Genomic DNA, 15,384 nt, shown 5'->3' with positions numbered 1-15,384 from the left:
CAGGGGTGCGGTACTCGGGCTCCGACAGTCAGTACCGCAGCGCCTCCGCGAACCTCGCCAGGGCACTTGCGTGCCGCCGGTAGTCGAACGAGTCGACTGCCTGCTGGCGCGCGGCCCGGCGCATCTCGAGGCGCTGCTGGGGGCTGAGCTTGAGGGCGGCTCTCAGCGCCTCCACGATCGCCTCTAAGGTGTCACTCTCTGCTACGAGACCTTCAACGCCGTGGCGTAGGTAACTCCCCAGGTCACTGGTGAGGTTCGCGATCACCGGCGTGCCGTTGGCGAGGCTCTCACAGAACTTGGTGGGGAACCCGGCCTGCGCGAATCGCTCCGGCCGACGGAGGATCACACTGAAGTCGGCCGCCTGCACTGCCGGTGGCACCTCCTGCTGCGGCAGACGCCCCGCGATCCGGACCGCGCGGGGCAGTTCTTTCCCTCCGAGCAACGCCTGGACCTGCTGTCGGGAGGGGCCATGGATCCGGAACTCCAGGTCGACGCCTTCCCGTTCCAACTGACACACCGCGTGAACCATTGTCGCGAGCAGGTCCTTCTTCCCTGGCGTGCCGAAGTAGACGAAGGTCAGATCAGCGTTCACCGCTCGCACTGACGAGTCCAGACGCATTCCTTGGACGTCCAGGGTCGGCGGAACGCGTACCGTCCTCACCCCCCGACGGTCGTAGTACTCCTCGAGGAACGAACTGATCGCGATCACCCCGTCGCATCTAGGGTAGTAGTAACGAAGTGCGAGTTCGGACGAGGCACGCAGTGGGCCGAGCGGGCCGCCCCGCAGGTGGCCGCGGTCGTACCACTCGACTACGTCGGCGACCAACGGAATGCCGTTTCGACGGCACCAGGGCCGCAGGTGGAACATGTATGACGCGTGGCCACCGTAGACGAACACGTGCGAGGGCCGTCCCGGCTGACTTTCCAGCCACTGAACGGTCCGCTGCCCCTGATTGACCAATTGCTGCAGTGAACGAGTGAGGAGATTCGCTCGTCCTGTAGGCAACTCGCCGATCCCCAGGTGGTGTACGGAGCCCGGCCCCTCGACCACGTCGAGCTTCGCGATCTGCGGCCTGAGCTCCCCGCTGACAACCACTACACGGTGACCCGCCAACGCCAGCGACCCGGCGACGCCCAGCACGCGACGCGACCCTGGCTGACCCCACGGAAAGGTGAACGGGCCGACGTAGGCGATCCACTCGGAGCCGCCTGTCACGGCCTCGTGGGTCGTGCGCGCGCTGTCGACGCGTGGGCTGTCCGGTGATGTCATCGGAGACTCTCCATTCGGGGGGCGCTCACGCGAAGCGCCGCACGATAGCCGTGCAGTGCAGCTGGCAAAACTGTGATCGCATAGACCGCCACGGCTATGAGCGGCACGGCTGCGATGCCCCACTTCGCAGAGCCATACCACTTCAGGACCAGTGAGATCATCAGGAAGGCAGCCCAGCCGACCAGCTGGGGACGCACCACGCCGGCGGCATTCTGCACCATGAACCGAGGGCCTATCCCCGCCAGCAGAACCCACCACGCCGCGAGTCCCGCCAGCAGCCACCGGTCGTCCCCGAGAGGTGTGGGAAGCCAGGCAGCGAAGATACGATCGCCCACTGACACGAGCAGGATCGCGGGAATCATCGCGACAGCAGTCGAAATCAGCGTCATCCGCCGGACGGTGCTACGCACCCAGGGGAGGTCCCCTTTATTCAGCGCCTCGCCGTTCGCGGGCCAGAGCGGCACGTTGACGAGGCTGACCAACATTCCAGCCTGCGCCAGCACCTTGGCGGGCACGGCGTACTCGGTCACGGCCTGAAGGCCACGGGTGTGCGCGATGATCAGATTGTCGGCACTGTTAGCGATGGAAGTGACGATGGTCAGCAGGAAGAACAGCCCGCCCAACCGCAGCAAGTTCCGCATGGCCGGCAGATCGACATGCCCCAGCCTTGGTCGAACCTCGGGCATCTTCGACAGGTAGAGCCAGATGCTGTTCGCCGCGTTGGCGATCAATGGCCCGACGACGGAAGCCGCCACGACGGTCACGGGTGAGAGTTCGGCCCACACGCTGAAGAGGACCAGCGGCAGCGCCAACAGATTGCCCGTCGTCTGCCACAGGTTGCTCACGGCCACCTGCTGGTACGCGTATTGCACCCGCGCGACGAGCGAAAGGGGAATGTTGAGCACGAAGGCGGACAGGCAGATCAGCACCATGCCCCGCGCCTCGGTGGCGCTGGCGGTGGCCGGTAGACCGAGCAGCGAAGACCAGGGAACCGTGGAGCCCACGAGCCACAGCAGCCCACACACGCCGAGCGCCATGGGAACGAGAAGGCAGTAGGCGCTCGAGATGTAGCCCCTCGCCCTCTCTTTATCTCCGCTGCTGTAGCAACGGGCCAACTTTGTCATCAAGCCGTTGCCGAGCCCCAGGTCCGCGAAGGCAGCCATCCCGGCTAGGGCGAGCACGGCCGTCCACAGCCCATACCTCTCCGGCCCGAGGTAGGAGAGCATGACCGGGATGAGGAACAGCGGAACCAGCATGCCCGCCCCGCGGCTCACCGCGGCGGTGAGTATTCCCGACAGCAGACGCCGGCTCCGTGCACCATCCCGCTCGTCGGAATCCGGCGTCTCCAACACGGCGGTCGGACGACTCGAGCCGCTTTCGGAGGCGGTATGGCGAGATCCCCCGGACATCAGTGCGCTCACCGACCGGTGAGCACTCGGTCCGCCATCCAGGCGACTGTCGCCTCAAGTCCGCTCCTCAGCGAGTGCCGGCGGGCCGTGGGAAACAACTCGCTAAGCCGCGAGGAATCCGCTTGCGAGTCTCGTACATCACCTGCCCGTGGCGGCCCATGTTCCATGGGCAGCGAGCGGCCAAGCACACCTTCCAGTTCGGCGATGACCTGCAGCAGGGAGATTCGTACGCCGAAGGCGAGGTTGACGACATCCGGCGCGGCCACGCCGCGCATCACCGCATCGACGATGACGTCCGTGACGCTGCCAACGTAGGTGAAGTCACGGGTCTGGGTACCGTCACCGTGCACCTGCAGCGGTCGACCCTCGATGGCCGCCGTGACGAACCGTGGCACCACAGCTGCGTAGGCGTGGTTGGCCGCTTGACGTGGGCCATAGACGTTGAAGAACCGGAACGGCAGCACTTTCAGGTCGTAACAGGAGGCGTAGGCGAGGGCGTAGGCCTCCGTCGCGAGTTTACTGACCGCGTAGGGGCTGATTGGCATCGGCCGCAGCGCCTCCTGGCGCGGCAGGACGGGGTTGGCGCCGTACACGGATGAGGAGGAGGCGAGGACGACGTGCGGTACCCCGTGGCGCCGCACCGCCTCCAGAACGGTGAGGGTGCCGGTCGCGTTCGCATGATGGCTTCTCAGCGGGTCGTCGATGGAACGCGGAACCGAGCCGAGGGCCCCGAGGTGTACAACACTGGCCGCGCCGTCCATTGCCGCGTCAAGGACGTCAGGGTCCAGGACCGTACCCGTGATCAGCTTCACCGGCAGGCCGAGGAGGTTATCGACCGAACCCGTCGAGAGGTCGTCCACAGCCACGATCTCGGTGATCCCGGGCGCTTCGGTCAGGGCCTGGACCAGGTTGGATCCGATGAAACCGGCCCCGCCCGTCACGACGATCTTCAACTGTCCTCCCTCGCGCGGCCGCGCCACCGGTTTCCGTCCCTCGGAACACCGGGTCCGGGGCACGCATCACCCGGCTCGCCGCCATCGACGGATCAACGAGGAAGCTGACCGGAGAGTCACGCAAATGGGACGCCCGGTGATCCAGGGGCGATATTTCCTATCCCTCGCCTCCAGACGCGCCTGCGGTTCCGCCCGCCTGGCTCGGCACAAATGTGGTGAGCTGTACCCATGGATCGCACCCTGCTCGGGCTGGTGCTGCACCCGACGCGGGACGCCTCCGAGGTCATCGCGATCATCGCTGACTGGGCGGCCCGGCACGGGAAGAGCCTCGCTGTGCGCACCGAGGACAGGCACCGGGTGCCTCCGAACGTCGAGTCGTACCCCACCGACGAGCTGGTGAAGCGGGCCAGCGCGCTCATCAGCATCGGCGGGGACGGCACCATGCTCGGCGCGCTCCGGTCCACGGTCGGTAACCCGAAACCGGTGCTCGGCGTACATCTGGGGCGACTGGGCTTCCTGGTGGAGGTCGAGCCACCGGAGCTGCCCGAGGCGCTCGACCGGCTCACGCACAAGAACTTCACCGTGGAGGCGCACGGCTGCCTGGCCTGCGATGTTTGCGGTGACGACGTGGTGGCGTTCAACGACATCGCGCTGATCCGCCGGCCTGGCACCGGGGTCGCGATCGCCACCCTCGCCGTGGATGGCCAGCGCTACGGTTACTACCGCTGCGACGCGCTCGTGGTGAGTACGCCGACCGGCTCGACCGCGTACAGCTACGCTGCCGGCGGCCCGCTGGTCTCCCCGGCCACCCAGGCGGTGGTGGTCACCCCTTCGGCCCCGATGGCCGGCATCAGCCGGTCCGTGGTGCTCTCGCCCGAAGAGAAGGTGCGGCTAGAGCTAACTCCCGAATCCGGGCCCGTGGCCGTGGAGGTGGACGGTCGGGTCTTCCGCGAGGCAACCTCCGAGGGGGCGATTGACATTACCTACCGCCGGGAGGCGGGGCTGGTGGTCCGCCTCGACCCACGCCGCTACCAGGAGCGCAACCAGCTCAAGCTGAGCCTCATGGACCTGCCGCTGCTGCCCGAACAGCTTCGCGAACTACTTCCCCGGAATTTTCGCGAGCACCTCAACCGCCGCGAGCTCTCGCCGCCACGTTGAGGCCGCCACCCAGCCGTCACGAAGTGGCGATGCCATAAATCCGTTTGATCGCCTCAGCCTTCGCCTGGGCCGGCAGGTGACCGACCCGCAGCGACTTCGCCTGCAGTCGGGCGAGGTACTCGTCTGTAGTACGGACCGGTCGGGCTGGCACGCCCACCGCCACCGTGTTGTCGGGAATGTCGGCGGTTACGACGGCACCCGCGCCGATCACACATCGGTTGCCGATTGAGACCCCCGGCAGGATGAGGGACCGCATCCCGATGTAGACGTCGTCTCCCACGACAATAGGGGCGGTCCACTCCAGGTCCGGGTGTTCCTTCCGCAGAATCAACGTGCCGCCGTCGTGGGTGACGAACTGCACGCCGGCCGTGATGTGCACGTTGTCCCCGAGCGTGATCAGCCACGGCTCGGAACCGAACATCCCCAGGCTCATGCCGTAAAACTTGACGCGCCCATTCATGTTGACGCCAAGCAGCCGAGCGTAGGCCTGCGGATCGCGGGCGGCGATCCACCGGCCCCTGATGGACCGGATGGCTGAGCGGAGACGGCCGGACACGGTTAACCCCCGATGGAAGCCCTCATGCAAACACCAGGGCTAACGAAGCGGGCTAGGGTGGGTGATGCCGCCCGACAGGTCAGGCCTGCTTGAGCACCTCGGTGACCAGGTCCTTCGCCTCCTGCTGGATCCGGGTCAGGTGCTCCGGACCCTGGAACGACTCCGCGTAGATCTTGTAGACGTCCTCGGTGCCGGACGGACGGGCCGCGAACCAGCCGGACTCGGTGGTGACCTTCAGCCCGCCGATCGGGGCGCCGTTGCCGGGTGCGGTGGTGAGGGTGGCGGTGATCGGCTCACCGGCCAGCTCGGTGGCGTCCACCTGCTCCGGGGAGAGCTTGCTCAGCACGGCCTTCTCCTCCCGGGTGGCGGGGGCGTCGATGCGGGCGTACGCGGGCGCGCCGAAGCGCTCGGCCAGCTCGGTCCAGTGTTCGCTGGGCGTCCGGCCGGTCGACGCGATGATCTCCGAGGCGAGTAGGCAGAGCAGGATGCCGTCCTTGTCGGTGGTCCAGGTGCCGCCGTCGCGGCGCAGGAACGACGCCCCGGCGCTCTCCTCGCCGCCGAAGCCGACCGCCCCGTCGAGCAGGCCGGGCACGAACCACTTGAACCCGACCGGCACCTCCAGCAGCGGGCGGCCGAGGTCGGCCGCGACCCGGTCGATCATCGACGAGGAGACCAGCGTCTTGCCGACGGCGGCGGCCGGACCCCACTGCTCCCGGGTCCGGAACAGGTGGCCGATCGCCACTGCCAGGTAGTGGTTGGGGTTCATCAGGCCGCCGTCGGGGGTGACGATGCCGTGCCGGTCGGCGTCCGCGTCGTTGCCGGTGGAGACCTGGTAGTCGGCGCGGGCGGCGATCAGCGACGCCATCGCGTTCGGCGAGGAGCAGTCCATTCGGATCTTGCCGTCGCCGTCGAGGGTCATGAACCGCCAGGTCGGGTCGACCGTCGGGTTGATGACGGTGAGGTCGAGGCGGTGTCGCTGCGCGATCTCACCCCAGTAGGCGACGCTCGCCCCGCCCAACGGGTCCGCGCCGATGCGTACCCCGGCCGCGCGGATCGCGTCCAGGTCGATCGCCGCCGGCAGGTCGTCGACGTAACTGCCGAGGAAGTCGTACTCGCCGGTGGTGTCGGCGGCGCGGGCCCGGGAGTACGGGATCCGCCGGACCTCGGCGAGCCCGCCCGCGAGGATGGCGTTGGCCCGGTCCTGGATCCACTTCGTGGCATCGGTGTCGGCCGGCCCGCCGTGGGTCGGGTTGTACTTGAACCCGCCGTCGTCGGGCGGGTTGTGCGACGGGGTGATCACGATCCCGTCGGCGAGGCCGCTGGTACGTCCCCGGTTGTGGGTGAGGATGGCGTGCGACACGGCGGGGGTGGGCGTGTAGCCGTCGCGGCTGTCGAGCAGCACGGTGACGTCGTTGGCGGCGAGCACCTCCAGCGCGTCCACCGCGGCCGGCGTGGACAGGGCGTGCGTGTCCCGGCCGAGGAAGAGCGGCCCGTCGACGCCGTGTGCCCGCCGGTAGTCGCAGAGCGCCTGGGTGACCGCGACGATGTGGTCGGAGTTGAACGCGCGGCGCAGGCTCGACCCCCGGTGGCCGGAGGTGCCGAAGGAGACCTGCTGCGCCGGATCCCCCGGGTCGGGGTGCTCGGCGTAGTAGGCGGTGATCAGCCGGGGCACGTCGACCAGGTCGGCGGGCTGGGCCGGCTGGCCGGCACGGGGGTGGGCCACTGCGGCAACCTCCTCGGACGGGGTGGACGCCGCCTTCTTCCCGGCGGCGGCCGATTCCATGCGTACGGCGACGACGTCAGGGCTCTACCCGCTGTCCCTTGCCGATCACCACGACCCCATTGTCGGAGACAACATAGCGTTGCCGGTCCTTCTCCAGGTCGACGCCGATCTCGGCGCCCTCGGGCACGAAGACGTTCTTGTCGAGGATCGCGCGGCGGACCACGGCGTGCCGGCCGATCTCCACGCCCTCCATGAGCACCGCGCCGTCGACGTGGGCCCACGAGTGCACCCGGACCTTCGGGGAGACGACCGAGTTCTCGACGAGTGAGCCGGAGATCACCGCACCGGGCGAGACCAGCGAACCGACCGCCCGGCCGACCCGTTCCCCCCACTGGTGGACGAACTTGGCCGGTGGGTACGGGGGCTGCTCGGTGTAGATGGGCCAGTCGAAGTTGTAGAGGTTGAAGACCGGGTGCACGTTGATCAGGTCCATGTGCGCGTCGTAGAAGGAGTCGAGCGTCCCCACGTCCCGCCAGTAGCCGCGGTCGCGGTCGGTGCTGCCGGGCACCTCGTTGTCCTTGAAGTCGTAGACGTTCGCCTCGCCCCGCTCGACAAGCATCGGGATGATGCTGCCGCCCATGTCGTGCTTGCTGGTCGTGTCCTCCGCGTCGCGCTCCACCGCTTCGCAGAGCGCCTTGGTGGTGAAGACGTAGTTGCCCATGGAGGCGTAGATCTGGTCGGGCGCGTCGGGCAGGCCCACCGCGTCGGTGGGCTTCTCGCGGAAGGCCCGGATGCGCCGGCCGTCCTCGCCGACCTCGATGACGCCGAACTGGTCGGCCATCGACAGCGGTTGCCGGATCCCGGCGACCGTGACGCCGGCGCCGGAGGCGATGTGGTCCTCCACCATCTGCCGGGGGTCCATCCGGTAGATGTGGTCGGCGCCGAAGACGATCACGTAGTCGGGCTGCTCGTCGTTGATCAGGTTGAAGCTCTGGTAGATGGCGTCGGCCGAGCCGGCGAACCACCACGGTCCGCGGCGCTGCTGCGCGGGCACGGGGGTGACGTAGTTGCCGAGCAGCGTCGACATCCGCCAGGTCTTGGTGATGTGCCGGTCGAGGGAGTGCGACTTGTACTGGGTCAGCACCACGATTTTGAGATAGCCGGCGTTGGCGAGGTTGGAGAGGACGAAATCGACCATGCGGTACATCCCGCCGAACGGGACGGCCGGCTTGGCCCGGTCCGCGGTCAGCGGCATCAGGCGCTTGCCTTCTCCACCGGCCAGGACGATCGCGAGCACCTTGGCAGCCATGGTGAGACGCTAACCAGCCCTGTGGAACTTCACCACTCGTACGGTCGGACTTCTGCACTAGGGTGCGGGAATGACCGACTCCGCCCCCGCGGCCGGACAGCTCCGCGTCGACCTGCTCACCCGCGAATACCCGCCGGAGGTGTACGGCGGGGCCGGCGTCCACGTCGAGTACCTTTCCCGGGAGCTGCGGCGCCTCGCCGACGTACGGGTGCACTGCTTCGGCCTGCCGCGCACCGAGCCGGGCGTCACCGCGTACGCCGAGCCGCCGGGGCTGACCGGGGCGAACGCCGCGCTGCGCACGATGGGCGTGGACCTGGAGATGGCCGCGGGTTGCGCCGGCACCGACGTGGTGCACAGCCACACCTGGTACGCGAACCTGGCGGGACACACCGCGAAGCTGCTGCACGGGGTGCCGCACGTGGTCACCGCGCACAGCCTGGAGCCGCTGCGGCCGTGGAAGGCCGAGCAGCTCGGCGGCGGCTACGCCCTCTCGTCGTGGTGCGAGCGCACGGCGGTGCTGGCGGCCGACGCGGTCATCGCGGTGAGCGAGGGGATGCGGCGGGACGTGCTCACCGCGTACCCCGAGGTCGACCCGGACCGGGTGCGGGTGGTCTACAACGGCATCGACACGGCGCAGTACGCACCGGATCCGGGCACGGACGTGCTCGACCGGCTCGGCATCGACCCGGCTCTGCCCAGCGTGGTCTACGTCGGCCGGATCACCCGGCAGAAGGGGCTGCCGTACCTGTTGCGCGCCGCCCGGGAACTGCCGGCGGACACCCAGTTGGTGCTGCTCGCCGGCGCACCGGACACGGCGGAGATCGCGGCCGAGGTGGAGGGGCTCGTCGCGGAGCTGCGGGCGAACCGGTCCGGGGTGATCTGGGTGGCCGAGATGCTGCCGAAGCACGAGGTGATCCAGGTCCTCACCCACGCCACGATCTTCGCCTGCCCGTCGATCTACGAGCCGATGGGCATCGTGAACCTGGAGGCGATGGCGTGCGAGACGGCGGTGGTGGCGACCGCGACCGGCGGTATCCCGGAGGTGGTGGCCGCCGGGGAGACGGGTCTGCTGGTCCCCATCGAGCAGGCCGAGGACGGCTCCGGGCGACCGCTGGATCCGCAGCGTTTCGTCGCCGACTTCGCCGCGCGGATGAACGAGCTGCTGGCTGACCCGGAGCGGATTGCCGCGTTCGGCGCGGCGGGACGGCAGCGCGCGGTGGAGCACTTCTCCTGGGACGCGATCGCGTCCCGGACGTTGGAGATCTACCGGTCGGTGGGTGCGGCGGGCTGAACGGCTACCGGCCGGGCGAGATCAGCTCAAGCGTGGGAAAGTACGTGCGGTAGCGCGTGTCGTCGCGGGTCAGCAGCCGGTATCGGCACACCGCGGCGTGCGCTCCGATGTAGAAGTCCGCCAGCGGCGATCGCTTCGTCCCGCCGTGGCCTCGATACATCGCGTACGCCTTGCCGGCCAGGAACCCTGCAGGGTACGGCAACTCCTCGCGGAGGAAGTCCGCTGCGGGCAACGCGTCGTCGAGCTCCTCGATGCTGGCGAAACGGACCGACACCTCGGCGTACACGATCGGGTTGACGACGAGGGCGCCGTCGTCCCGGGCGGCGGCGAGGGCGTCGCCCGACCACCGCGCCCATCGCGGGTCCTCGGTGAAGATGTCCAGCAGGACGTTGGTGTCGACCAGGGTGGTCGCGGTGTCGGCGGGCCTGGCGGGAACGGATCGGAGGCGCTCATTCGCCACGCAGCAACTCCATCAGCTCGTCGGTGGACATGCCCTCGGTCTGCTTCGCGCCGCCGCGGCCGCGCATGTGCCGGATCAGGCGCTGACCCCTGCTCTCGGCACCGGTGACCCGGACGATGCGGAGCGCACCATCCTCCTCCACGACGTCGACCTCGTCGCCCTCGTGCAACCCGTGCCGGGCCCGCAGGGCCGCCGGGATGGTGACCTGCCCCTTGCTGTTCAGCTTCACGACACCTCCCTATTACGTATTACGTATGATACGTGTCATCCTGCCGGTCCGGCATCACAATTGACCTGAGCGCGAAGCGGGCACAGACAGTAGGTTGAACCGGTGAGTGGACGGTTCCCGATCGAAGACGTCTCCCCCGTCGTCTCCTGCGGTCGCTATCCGGCGAAGGCCGTGGTCGGCGAGCTGGTGCCGGTGGCGGCGCGGGCCTACCGCGAGGGGCACGACGCGCTCGGCTGCAACGTGGTGTGGTCCGGCCCGGACGGCGCGGCCAGGCCGTTCACGCGGATGCACCCGGGCGAGCCGGGTCAGGATCGCTGGCACGCCGTCATCCGGCCGGACGCGGTGGGTGACTGGACGTTCCACGTGGAGGCGTTCCACGACCCGTACCTCACCTGGCAGAACGCGGTGACGAAGAAGCTCGCCGCCGGGCAGGGGCCGGCGGATCTCGCCAACGACCTGGCCGAGGGCGCACAGCTGCTGGACGCGGCCGCGCCGGGCGTGCCGGCCACGCAGCGGCAGCGGGTGGCCCGGGCGGCCGCCGCGCTGCGCGACACCGACCGGGAGCTGTCGCAGCGGGTCGAGCCGGCGTTGGAGCTGGCCGACCTGCTCTGGGCCCACCCGGTGCGGGAGCTGGTCACCGTCGGCGACGAGCACCGGCTCTGGGTGGACCGGGAACGGGCGCTCTTCTCCGCCTGGTACGAGTTCTTCCCCCGTTCCGAGGGTGCGGTGCCGGCCACCGTCGACGCGCCGGCCCGCTCCGGCACCTTCGCCACCGCGACGGAGCGGCTGCCGGGCGTGGCCGCGATGGGCTTCGACGTGCTCTACCTGCCGCCGATCCACCCGATCGGCCGGGTCAACCGCAAGGGCCCCAACAACTCGCTCACCGCCGGGCCGGACGACGTCGGCTCGCCGTGGGCCATCGGCGCCGCGGAGGGCGGCCACGACGCGATCCACCCCGACCTGGGTACGGCGGAGGACTTCCGCGACTTCGTCGCGGCCGCGGCCGAGCAGGGCCTGGAGGTGGCGATGGACCTGGCGTTGCAGTGCGCGCCGGACCACCCGTGGGTCACCGAGCATCCGGAGTGGTTCACCACGCGGGCCGACGGCACGATCGCGTACGCGGAGAACCCGCCGAAGAAGTACCAGGACATCTACCCGCTGAACTTCGACAACGACCCGGAGGGCATCCGGGCGGAGATCCTGCGGGTGGTGCTGCACTGGGTCGGCGAGGGCATCCGGATCTTCCGGGTGGACAACCCGCACACCAAGCCGTTCGACTTCTGGCACTGGTTGATCCGCGAGGTCAAGCAGGTCGAGCCGGATGTGCTCTTCCTCGCCGAGGCGTTCACCCGGCCGGCGATCATGCACGGCCTCGGCAGGATCGGCTTCACGCAGTCGTACACCTACTTCACCTGGCGCACGACGGCCGCCGAGATGCGGGAGTACTGCGAGGAGCTGGTCGCGGCGGCCGACTACATGCGGCCGAACTTCTGGCCGAACACCCCGGACATCCTGCACGAGTCGTTGCAGCACGGCGGCCCGCCGATGTTCAAGATCCGGGCGGTGCTGGCCGCGCTGCTCTCCCCCTCCTGGGGCATGTACGCGGGCTTCGAACTCTTCGAGCACGTGGCCCGCCCCGGCGCCGAGGAGTACCTGGACAACGAGAAGTACGAGCTGCGCCCCCGCGACTGGGCCGGCGCGCAGGAGCAGGGCCGCTCGCTGGCCCCGTTCGTCGCCACCCTCAACCGGGTCCGGCGGGAACACCCGGCGCTGCGCCGGCTGCGCAACCTGCGCTTCCACGACATCGACAATCCGGCGCTGCTCTGCTGGTCCAAACGGGACGCCGACACCGGCGACACGGTGATCGTGGTCTGCTCGTTCGACTCCACCGGGGTGCAGTGGGGCAACACCACGCTCGACATGCCGGCGCTCGGTCTGGACTGGCACGAACGGTTCACGGTGCACGACGAGCTGACCGGCGCCAGCTACGACTGGGGGCAGCGCAACGCGGTGCGGCTCGACCCGTACCTGCAACCCGCGCACGTGCTCACCGTGCGCCGCCCGGCCCCGCCCGGCACGCCGGCCGACGTCTCCACCGCCCCGGCGCAGCTCAGCACCGAGTCCGTTCCCGAGGACCTCTCCGGCGGCACCGCCCCGACCACCCCTGCCCAGAAGGACGAGCTCCGATGGACCAGCTGATCGCCGGCCACCTCCACGACCCGCACTCGGTGCTCGGCGCGCACCCGGCCGACGGCAGCACCACGATCCGTACGCTGCGCCGGGGCGCGGCCGACGTGGCCGTGCTGGTCGACGGCGAGCGGCACCCGATGAAGCGGGTCCACGACGCCGGGGTCTTCGAGACCACCGTGCCGGGCACCGTGCTCGACTACCGGGTAGAGGTGGACGGTACGACGCACGACGACCCGTACCGCTACCCGCCCACCCTCGGTGAGCTGGACCTGCACCTGATCGGCGAGGGACGGCACGAGCGACTGTGGGAGGCGCTGGGCGCGCGGGTCTTCGACGAGGGCGTCGCGTTTACCGTGTGGGCGCCGAACGCGCGCGGCGTGCGGGTGGTCGGCGAGTTCGCCGGCTGGGCGCCGGACGACGGCTGGCCGATGCGTTCGCTCGGCTCCAGCGGCGTGTGGGAGATCTTCGTGCCGGGGGTGTCGGTCGGAGCCCGCTACAAGTACCGGGTGCTGGGCGCCGACGGTCACTGGCGGGACAAGGCCGACCCGCTCGCCGCGTACGCGGAGGTGCCGCCGGCCACCGCGTCGGTGGTGCACCGCTCGACGTACGAGTGGTCCGACGCCGCCTGGCTGGACCGGCGGGCGAAGACCCAACCGCACCAGGAGCCGATGAGCGTGTACGAGGTGCACCTCGGCTCGTGGCGGCCCGGTCTCGGCTACCGTGAGCTGGCCGAGGAGCTGACCGAGTACGTCACCGGGCTGGGCTTCACCCACGTGGAGTTCCTGCCGGTGATGGAGCATCCGTTCGGCGGCTCCTGGGGCTACCAGGTCAGCGGCTACTACGCCCCGACGTCCCGCTTCGGCGACCCGGACGACTTCCGTCACCTGGTGGACCGGCTGCATGCGGCCGGGATCGGCGTGATCCTCGACTGGGTGCCGGCGCACTTCCCCCGCGACGAGTGGGCCCTCGCCCGCTTCGACGGCACTCCGCTGTACGAGCACCCCGATCCGCGCCGCGGCGAGCACCCCGACTGGGGCACGTACGTCTTCGACTTCGGCCGCCGGGAGGTGCGCAACTTCCTGGTCGCCAACGCGCTCTACTGGCTGGACGAGTTCCACGTCGACGGGCTGCGGGTCGACGCCGTCGCCTCGATGCTCTACCTGGACTACTCCCGTCCGGAGGGGCAGTGGGCGCCCAACCAGTACGGCGGCCGGGAGCACCTGGAGGCCATCGCCTTCCTTCAGGAGGTCAACGCGACCGTCTACAAGCACCACCCGGGGGTGCTGATGGTCGCCGAGGAGTCGACGGCCTGGCCGGGGGTGACCCGAGCGACCTCGGACGGCGGGCTGGGCTTCGGGTTCAAGTGGAACATGGGCTGGATGCACGACACCCTGCTCTACACGTCGAAGGACCCGATCTACCGCCAACACCATCACCACCAGCTGACCTTCTCCCTGGCGTACGCCTGGAGCGAGAACTACGTGCTGCCGATCAGCCACGACGAGGTGGTGCACGGCAAGGGTTCGCTGGTCGGCAAGATGCCCGGCGACACCTGGCAGAAGCTGGCGAACGTGCGCGCCCTGCTGGCGTACATGTGGGCGCATCCGGGCAAGCAGCTGCTCTTCATGGGCTGCGAGCTGGGCGACGACCGGGAGTGGAGCGAGGAGCGCGGCCTCGACTGGTACCTGCTGCACGACCCGGCGCGGGCCGGCGTGCAGCGCCTCGTCGCCGACCTGAACCGCCGCTACCGGGAGACTCCGGCGCTCTGGGCGCAGGACACCGACCCGGCCGGGTTCCGCTGGATCGCCGGGGACGACGTCGCCAACAACACCGTCTCGTTCATCCGGATCGCCCCCGACGGGCAGACGCTGGTCTGCGTGGCCAACTTCTCCGCGCTGCCGCTGCACGACTACCGGATCGGCCTGCCCGCCACCGGCACCTGGCAAGAGGTGCTCAACACCGACGCCCAGCCGTACGGCGGCTCCGGGGTGGGGAACATGGGGGAGGTGCACGCCGAGGACGTGCCGTGGCACGGGCTAGCGGCGTCCGCGGCGCTCCAGGTGCCGCCGCTCGGCGTCCTCTGGCTCAGGCAACCTTGAGTTGCTCGTCGCCGAAGTCGGCGATGAGCTTCAAGGTGCCGCCGAGGGCTTCGATATACCGGTTGAGCACGTCCTGCGTGGAGACCGCACCGCTTTCGATCTGCGAGATCCGTGCCGTCGAAACGTTCATCCGGTCGGCGACCTGCTCCTGCGTCAGGCCGCGCCGCTTCCGCAGGTCCGCCAGCCGCCAGCCCCGCGCCTCGTCGAGCATCTTTCCCATCGCGGCATCGAACGCATCCTGACCGCCAGCCGTCTCCACCGAACGCTCCAGATGCCCGGACTCCCGCCAACGACGGACTTCACTCATCGCCCCGACTCCCTCTCACGTTCCTTCAGGTAGGTCGCGTACAAATCCTCCGCCTCAGGTATCGCCTCTCGATACCACCGGCTCCACTGCCCCGCCTTGTCGCCGGCGACCAACAAAATCGCGGAGCGCCACGGATCAAGCACGAACAAAATCCTGATCTCCGTACGTCCACTCGACGGCGGCCGCAACTCCTTCATGTTCGAGATCCTCGACGCGGTAACGGTATCCACGAGGGGCCGCCCTTCGGTGGGGCCGTTTCGCCAAGTACGAGGATCGCTTGATTCACCAGCCGATGGCTGGTCCGGTCCGCCGCGTAAAGATCGTCAAGGAAGCTCTCGACCTGGGCCGTCATCAAGATCTCCCAGTGCAGGCCGCCTCCTCGGATCAGCTCAGCGGGTTAAGCATATCCTTAAGTCCACCCGTTCACTGC

13 protein-coding genes and 1 pseudogene are annotated in these 15,384 nt (G+C 69.2%); 4 read left to right on the top strand and 10 right to left on the bottom strand.

The annotated features are described in order from the left end of the window. Positions 1 to 28: 28 nt before the first annotated feature. The 3 genes from BXA10_RS10735 to BXA10_RS10725 are packed head-to-tail and all read right to left on the bottom strand — an operon-like array spanning position 29 to position 3,632. Complete coding sequence (locus tag BXA10_RS10735; RefSeq protein ID WP_084752550.1) at positions 29 to 1,270, bottom strand: glycosyltransferase; 1,242 nt, start codon at positions 1,268 to 1,270, stop codon at positions 29 to 31. Further along, a complete protein-coding gene (locus BXA10_RS10730; protein WP_217696757.1) occupies positions 1,267 to 2,691 on the bottom strand; it encodes a lipopolysaccharide biosynthesis protein in 1,425 nt (474 codons plus the stop codon). The genes BXA10_RS10735 and BXA10_RS10730 overlap by 4 nt, the downstream gene beginning before the upstream one ends. Further along, the gene (locus BXA10_RS10725) at positions 2,688 to 3,632 is read right to left on the bottom strand and encodes an NAD-dependent epimerase/dehydratase family protein (protein WP_076470135.1); all 945 of its coding nucleotides are present in this window, start codon (positions 3,630 to 3,632) and stop codon (positions 2,688 to 2,690) included. The genes BXA10_RS10730 and BXA10_RS10725 overlap by 4 nt, the downstream gene beginning before the upstream one ends. A gap of 228 nt (positions 3,633 to 3,860) precedes the next feature. Between BXA10_RS10725 and BXA10_RS10720 the strand changes: the two genes are divergently transcribed. After that, a complete protein-coding gene (locus tag BXA10_RS10720; RefSeq protein ID WP_076470134.1) occupies positions 3,861 to 4,790 on the top strand; it encodes an NAD(+)/NADH kinase in 930 nt (309 codons plus the stop codon). A gap of 16 nt (positions 4,791 to 4,806) precedes the next feature. On the opposite strand, the gene BXA10_RS10715 is transcribed toward BXA10_RS10720, so the two are convergent. The 3 genes from BXA10_RS10715 to glgC form a co-directional block, all read right to left on the bottom strand. Further along, positions 4,807 to 5,346: an acyltransferase gene (locus BXA10_RS10715; RefSeq protein WP_076470133.1), complete on the bottom strand. Its 540-nt coding sequence runs from the start codon at positions 5,344 to 5,346 to the stop codon at positions 4,807 to 4,809. Positions 5,347 to 5,425: 79 nt separating this feature from the next. Beyond that, entirely contained in the window at positions 5,426 to 7,069 is a 1,644-nt protein-coding gene (pgm, locus tag BXA10_RS10710) for a phosphoglucomutase (alpha-D-glucose-1,6-bisphosphate-dependent) (protein ID WP_076470281.1), read from the bottom strand. A gap of 76 nt (positions 7,070 to 7,145) precedes the next feature. After that, positions 7,146 to 8,378 (bottom strand): glucose-1-phosphate adenylyltransferase, encoded by a 1,233-nt coding sequence (gene glgC, locus BXA10_RS10705; protein WP_076470132.1) that lies wholly within the window; start codon positions 8,376 to 8,378, stop codon positions 7,146 to 7,148. Positions 8,379 to 8,448: 70 nt separating this feature from the next. On the opposite strand from glgC, the gene glgA reads away from it, so the two are divergent. After that, positions 8,449 to 9,669: a glycogen synthase gene (gene glgA / locus BXA10_RS10700; RefSeq protein ID WP_076470131.1), complete on the top strand. Its 1,221-nt coding sequence runs from the start codon at positions 8,449 to 8,451 to the stop codon at positions 9,667 to 9,669. Positions 9,670 to 9,673: 4 nt separating this feature from the next. On the opposite strand, the gene BXA10_RS10695 is transcribed toward glgA, so the two are convergent. Next, on the bottom strand, positions 9,674 to 10,129 hold the full coding sequence (locus tag BXA10_RS10695) for a type II toxin-antitoxin system VapC family toxin (protein WP_076470130.1): 456 nt from the start codon (positions 10,127 to 10,129) through the stop codon (positions 9,674 to 9,676). After that, a complete protein-coding gene (locus BXA10_RS10690; RefSeq protein WP_076470129.1) occupies positions 10,119 to 10,358 on the bottom strand; it encodes an AbrB/MazE/SpoVT family DNA-binding domain-containing protein in 240 nt (79 codons plus the stop codon). The genes BXA10_RS10695 and BXA10_RS10690 overlap by 11 nt, the downstream gene beginning before the upstream one ends. Positions 10,359 to 10,460: 102 nt before the next feature. Here BXA10_RS10690 and BXA10_RS10685 point away from each other — a divergent pair, with 102 nt between their 5' ends. Both BXA10_RS10685 and glgB read left to right on the top strand, forming a co-directional pair. Next, complete coding sequence (locus BXA10_RS10685; RefSeq protein WP_076470128.1) at positions 10,461 to 12,557, top strand: alpha-1,4-glucan--maltose-1-phosphate maltosyltransferase; 2,097 nt, start codon at positions 10,461 to 10,463, stop codon at positions 12,555 to 12,557. Beyond that, positions 12,545 to 14,647, top strand: a complete 2,103-nt coding sequence (glgB, locus tag BXA10_RS10680; protein WP_076470127.1) for a 1,4-alpha-glucan branching protein GlgB — start codon at positions 12,545 to 12,547, stop codon at positions 14,645 to 14,647. Before BXA10_RS10685 ends, glgB begins: the two co-directional genes overlap by 13 nt. On the opposite strand, the gene BXA10_RS10675 is transcribed toward glgB, so the two are convergent. Beyond that, positions 14,634 to 14,954, bottom strand: a complete 321-nt coding sequence (locus tag BXA10_RS10675) for a helix-turn-helix domain-containing protein (RefSeq protein ID WP_076470126.1) — start codon at positions 14,952 to 14,954, stop codon at positions 14,634 to 14,636. The genes glgB and BXA10_RS10675 overlap by 14 nt on opposite strands. Next, positions 14,951 to 15,306: pseudogene (locus tag BXA10_RS10670) on the bottom strand (type II toxin-antitoxin system RelE/ParE family toxin). Before BXA10_RS10670 ends, BXA10_RS10675 begins: the two are co-directional and overlap by 4 nt. Positions 15,307 to 15,384 lie beyond the last annotated feature (78 nt).

It is taken from the genome of Micromonospora avicenniae (genome assembly GCF_900156065.1).
Lineage (GTDB): Bacteria > Actinomycetota > Actinomycetes > Mycobacteriales > Micromonosporaceae > Micromonospora > Micromonospora avicenniae.
Note: the sequence above shows the minus strand (reverse complement) of the source record. Positions and strands in the feature narration are given on the sequence as shown.

Bases quoted from the DNA above. Each gene is read 5' to 3' on its own strand.
- BXA10_RS10735 (WP_084752550.1), bottom strand. From the start codon at position 1,270: ATGACATCACCGGACAGCCCACGCGTCGACAGCGCGCGCACGACCCAC.
- BXA10_RS10720 (WP_076470134.1), top strand. From the start codon at position 3,861: ATGGATCGCACCCTGCTCGGGCTGGTGCTGCACCCGACGCGGGACGCC.
- glgC (WP_076470132.1), bottom strand. From the start codon at position 8,378: ATGGCTGCCAAGGTGCTCGCGATCGTCCTGGCCGGTGGAGAAGGCAAG.
- glgA (WP_076470131.1), top strand. From the start codon at position 8,449: ATGACCGACTCCGCCCCCGCGGCCGGACAGCTCCGCGTCGACCTGCTC.
- glgB (WP_076470127.1), top strand. From the start codon at position 12,545: ATGGACCAGCTGATCGCCGGCCACCTCCACGACCCGCACTCGGTGCTC.
- BXA10_RS10675 (WP_076470126.1), bottom strand. From the start codon at position 14,954: ATGAGTGAAGTCCGTCGTTGGCGGGAGTCCGGGCATCTGGAGCGTTCG.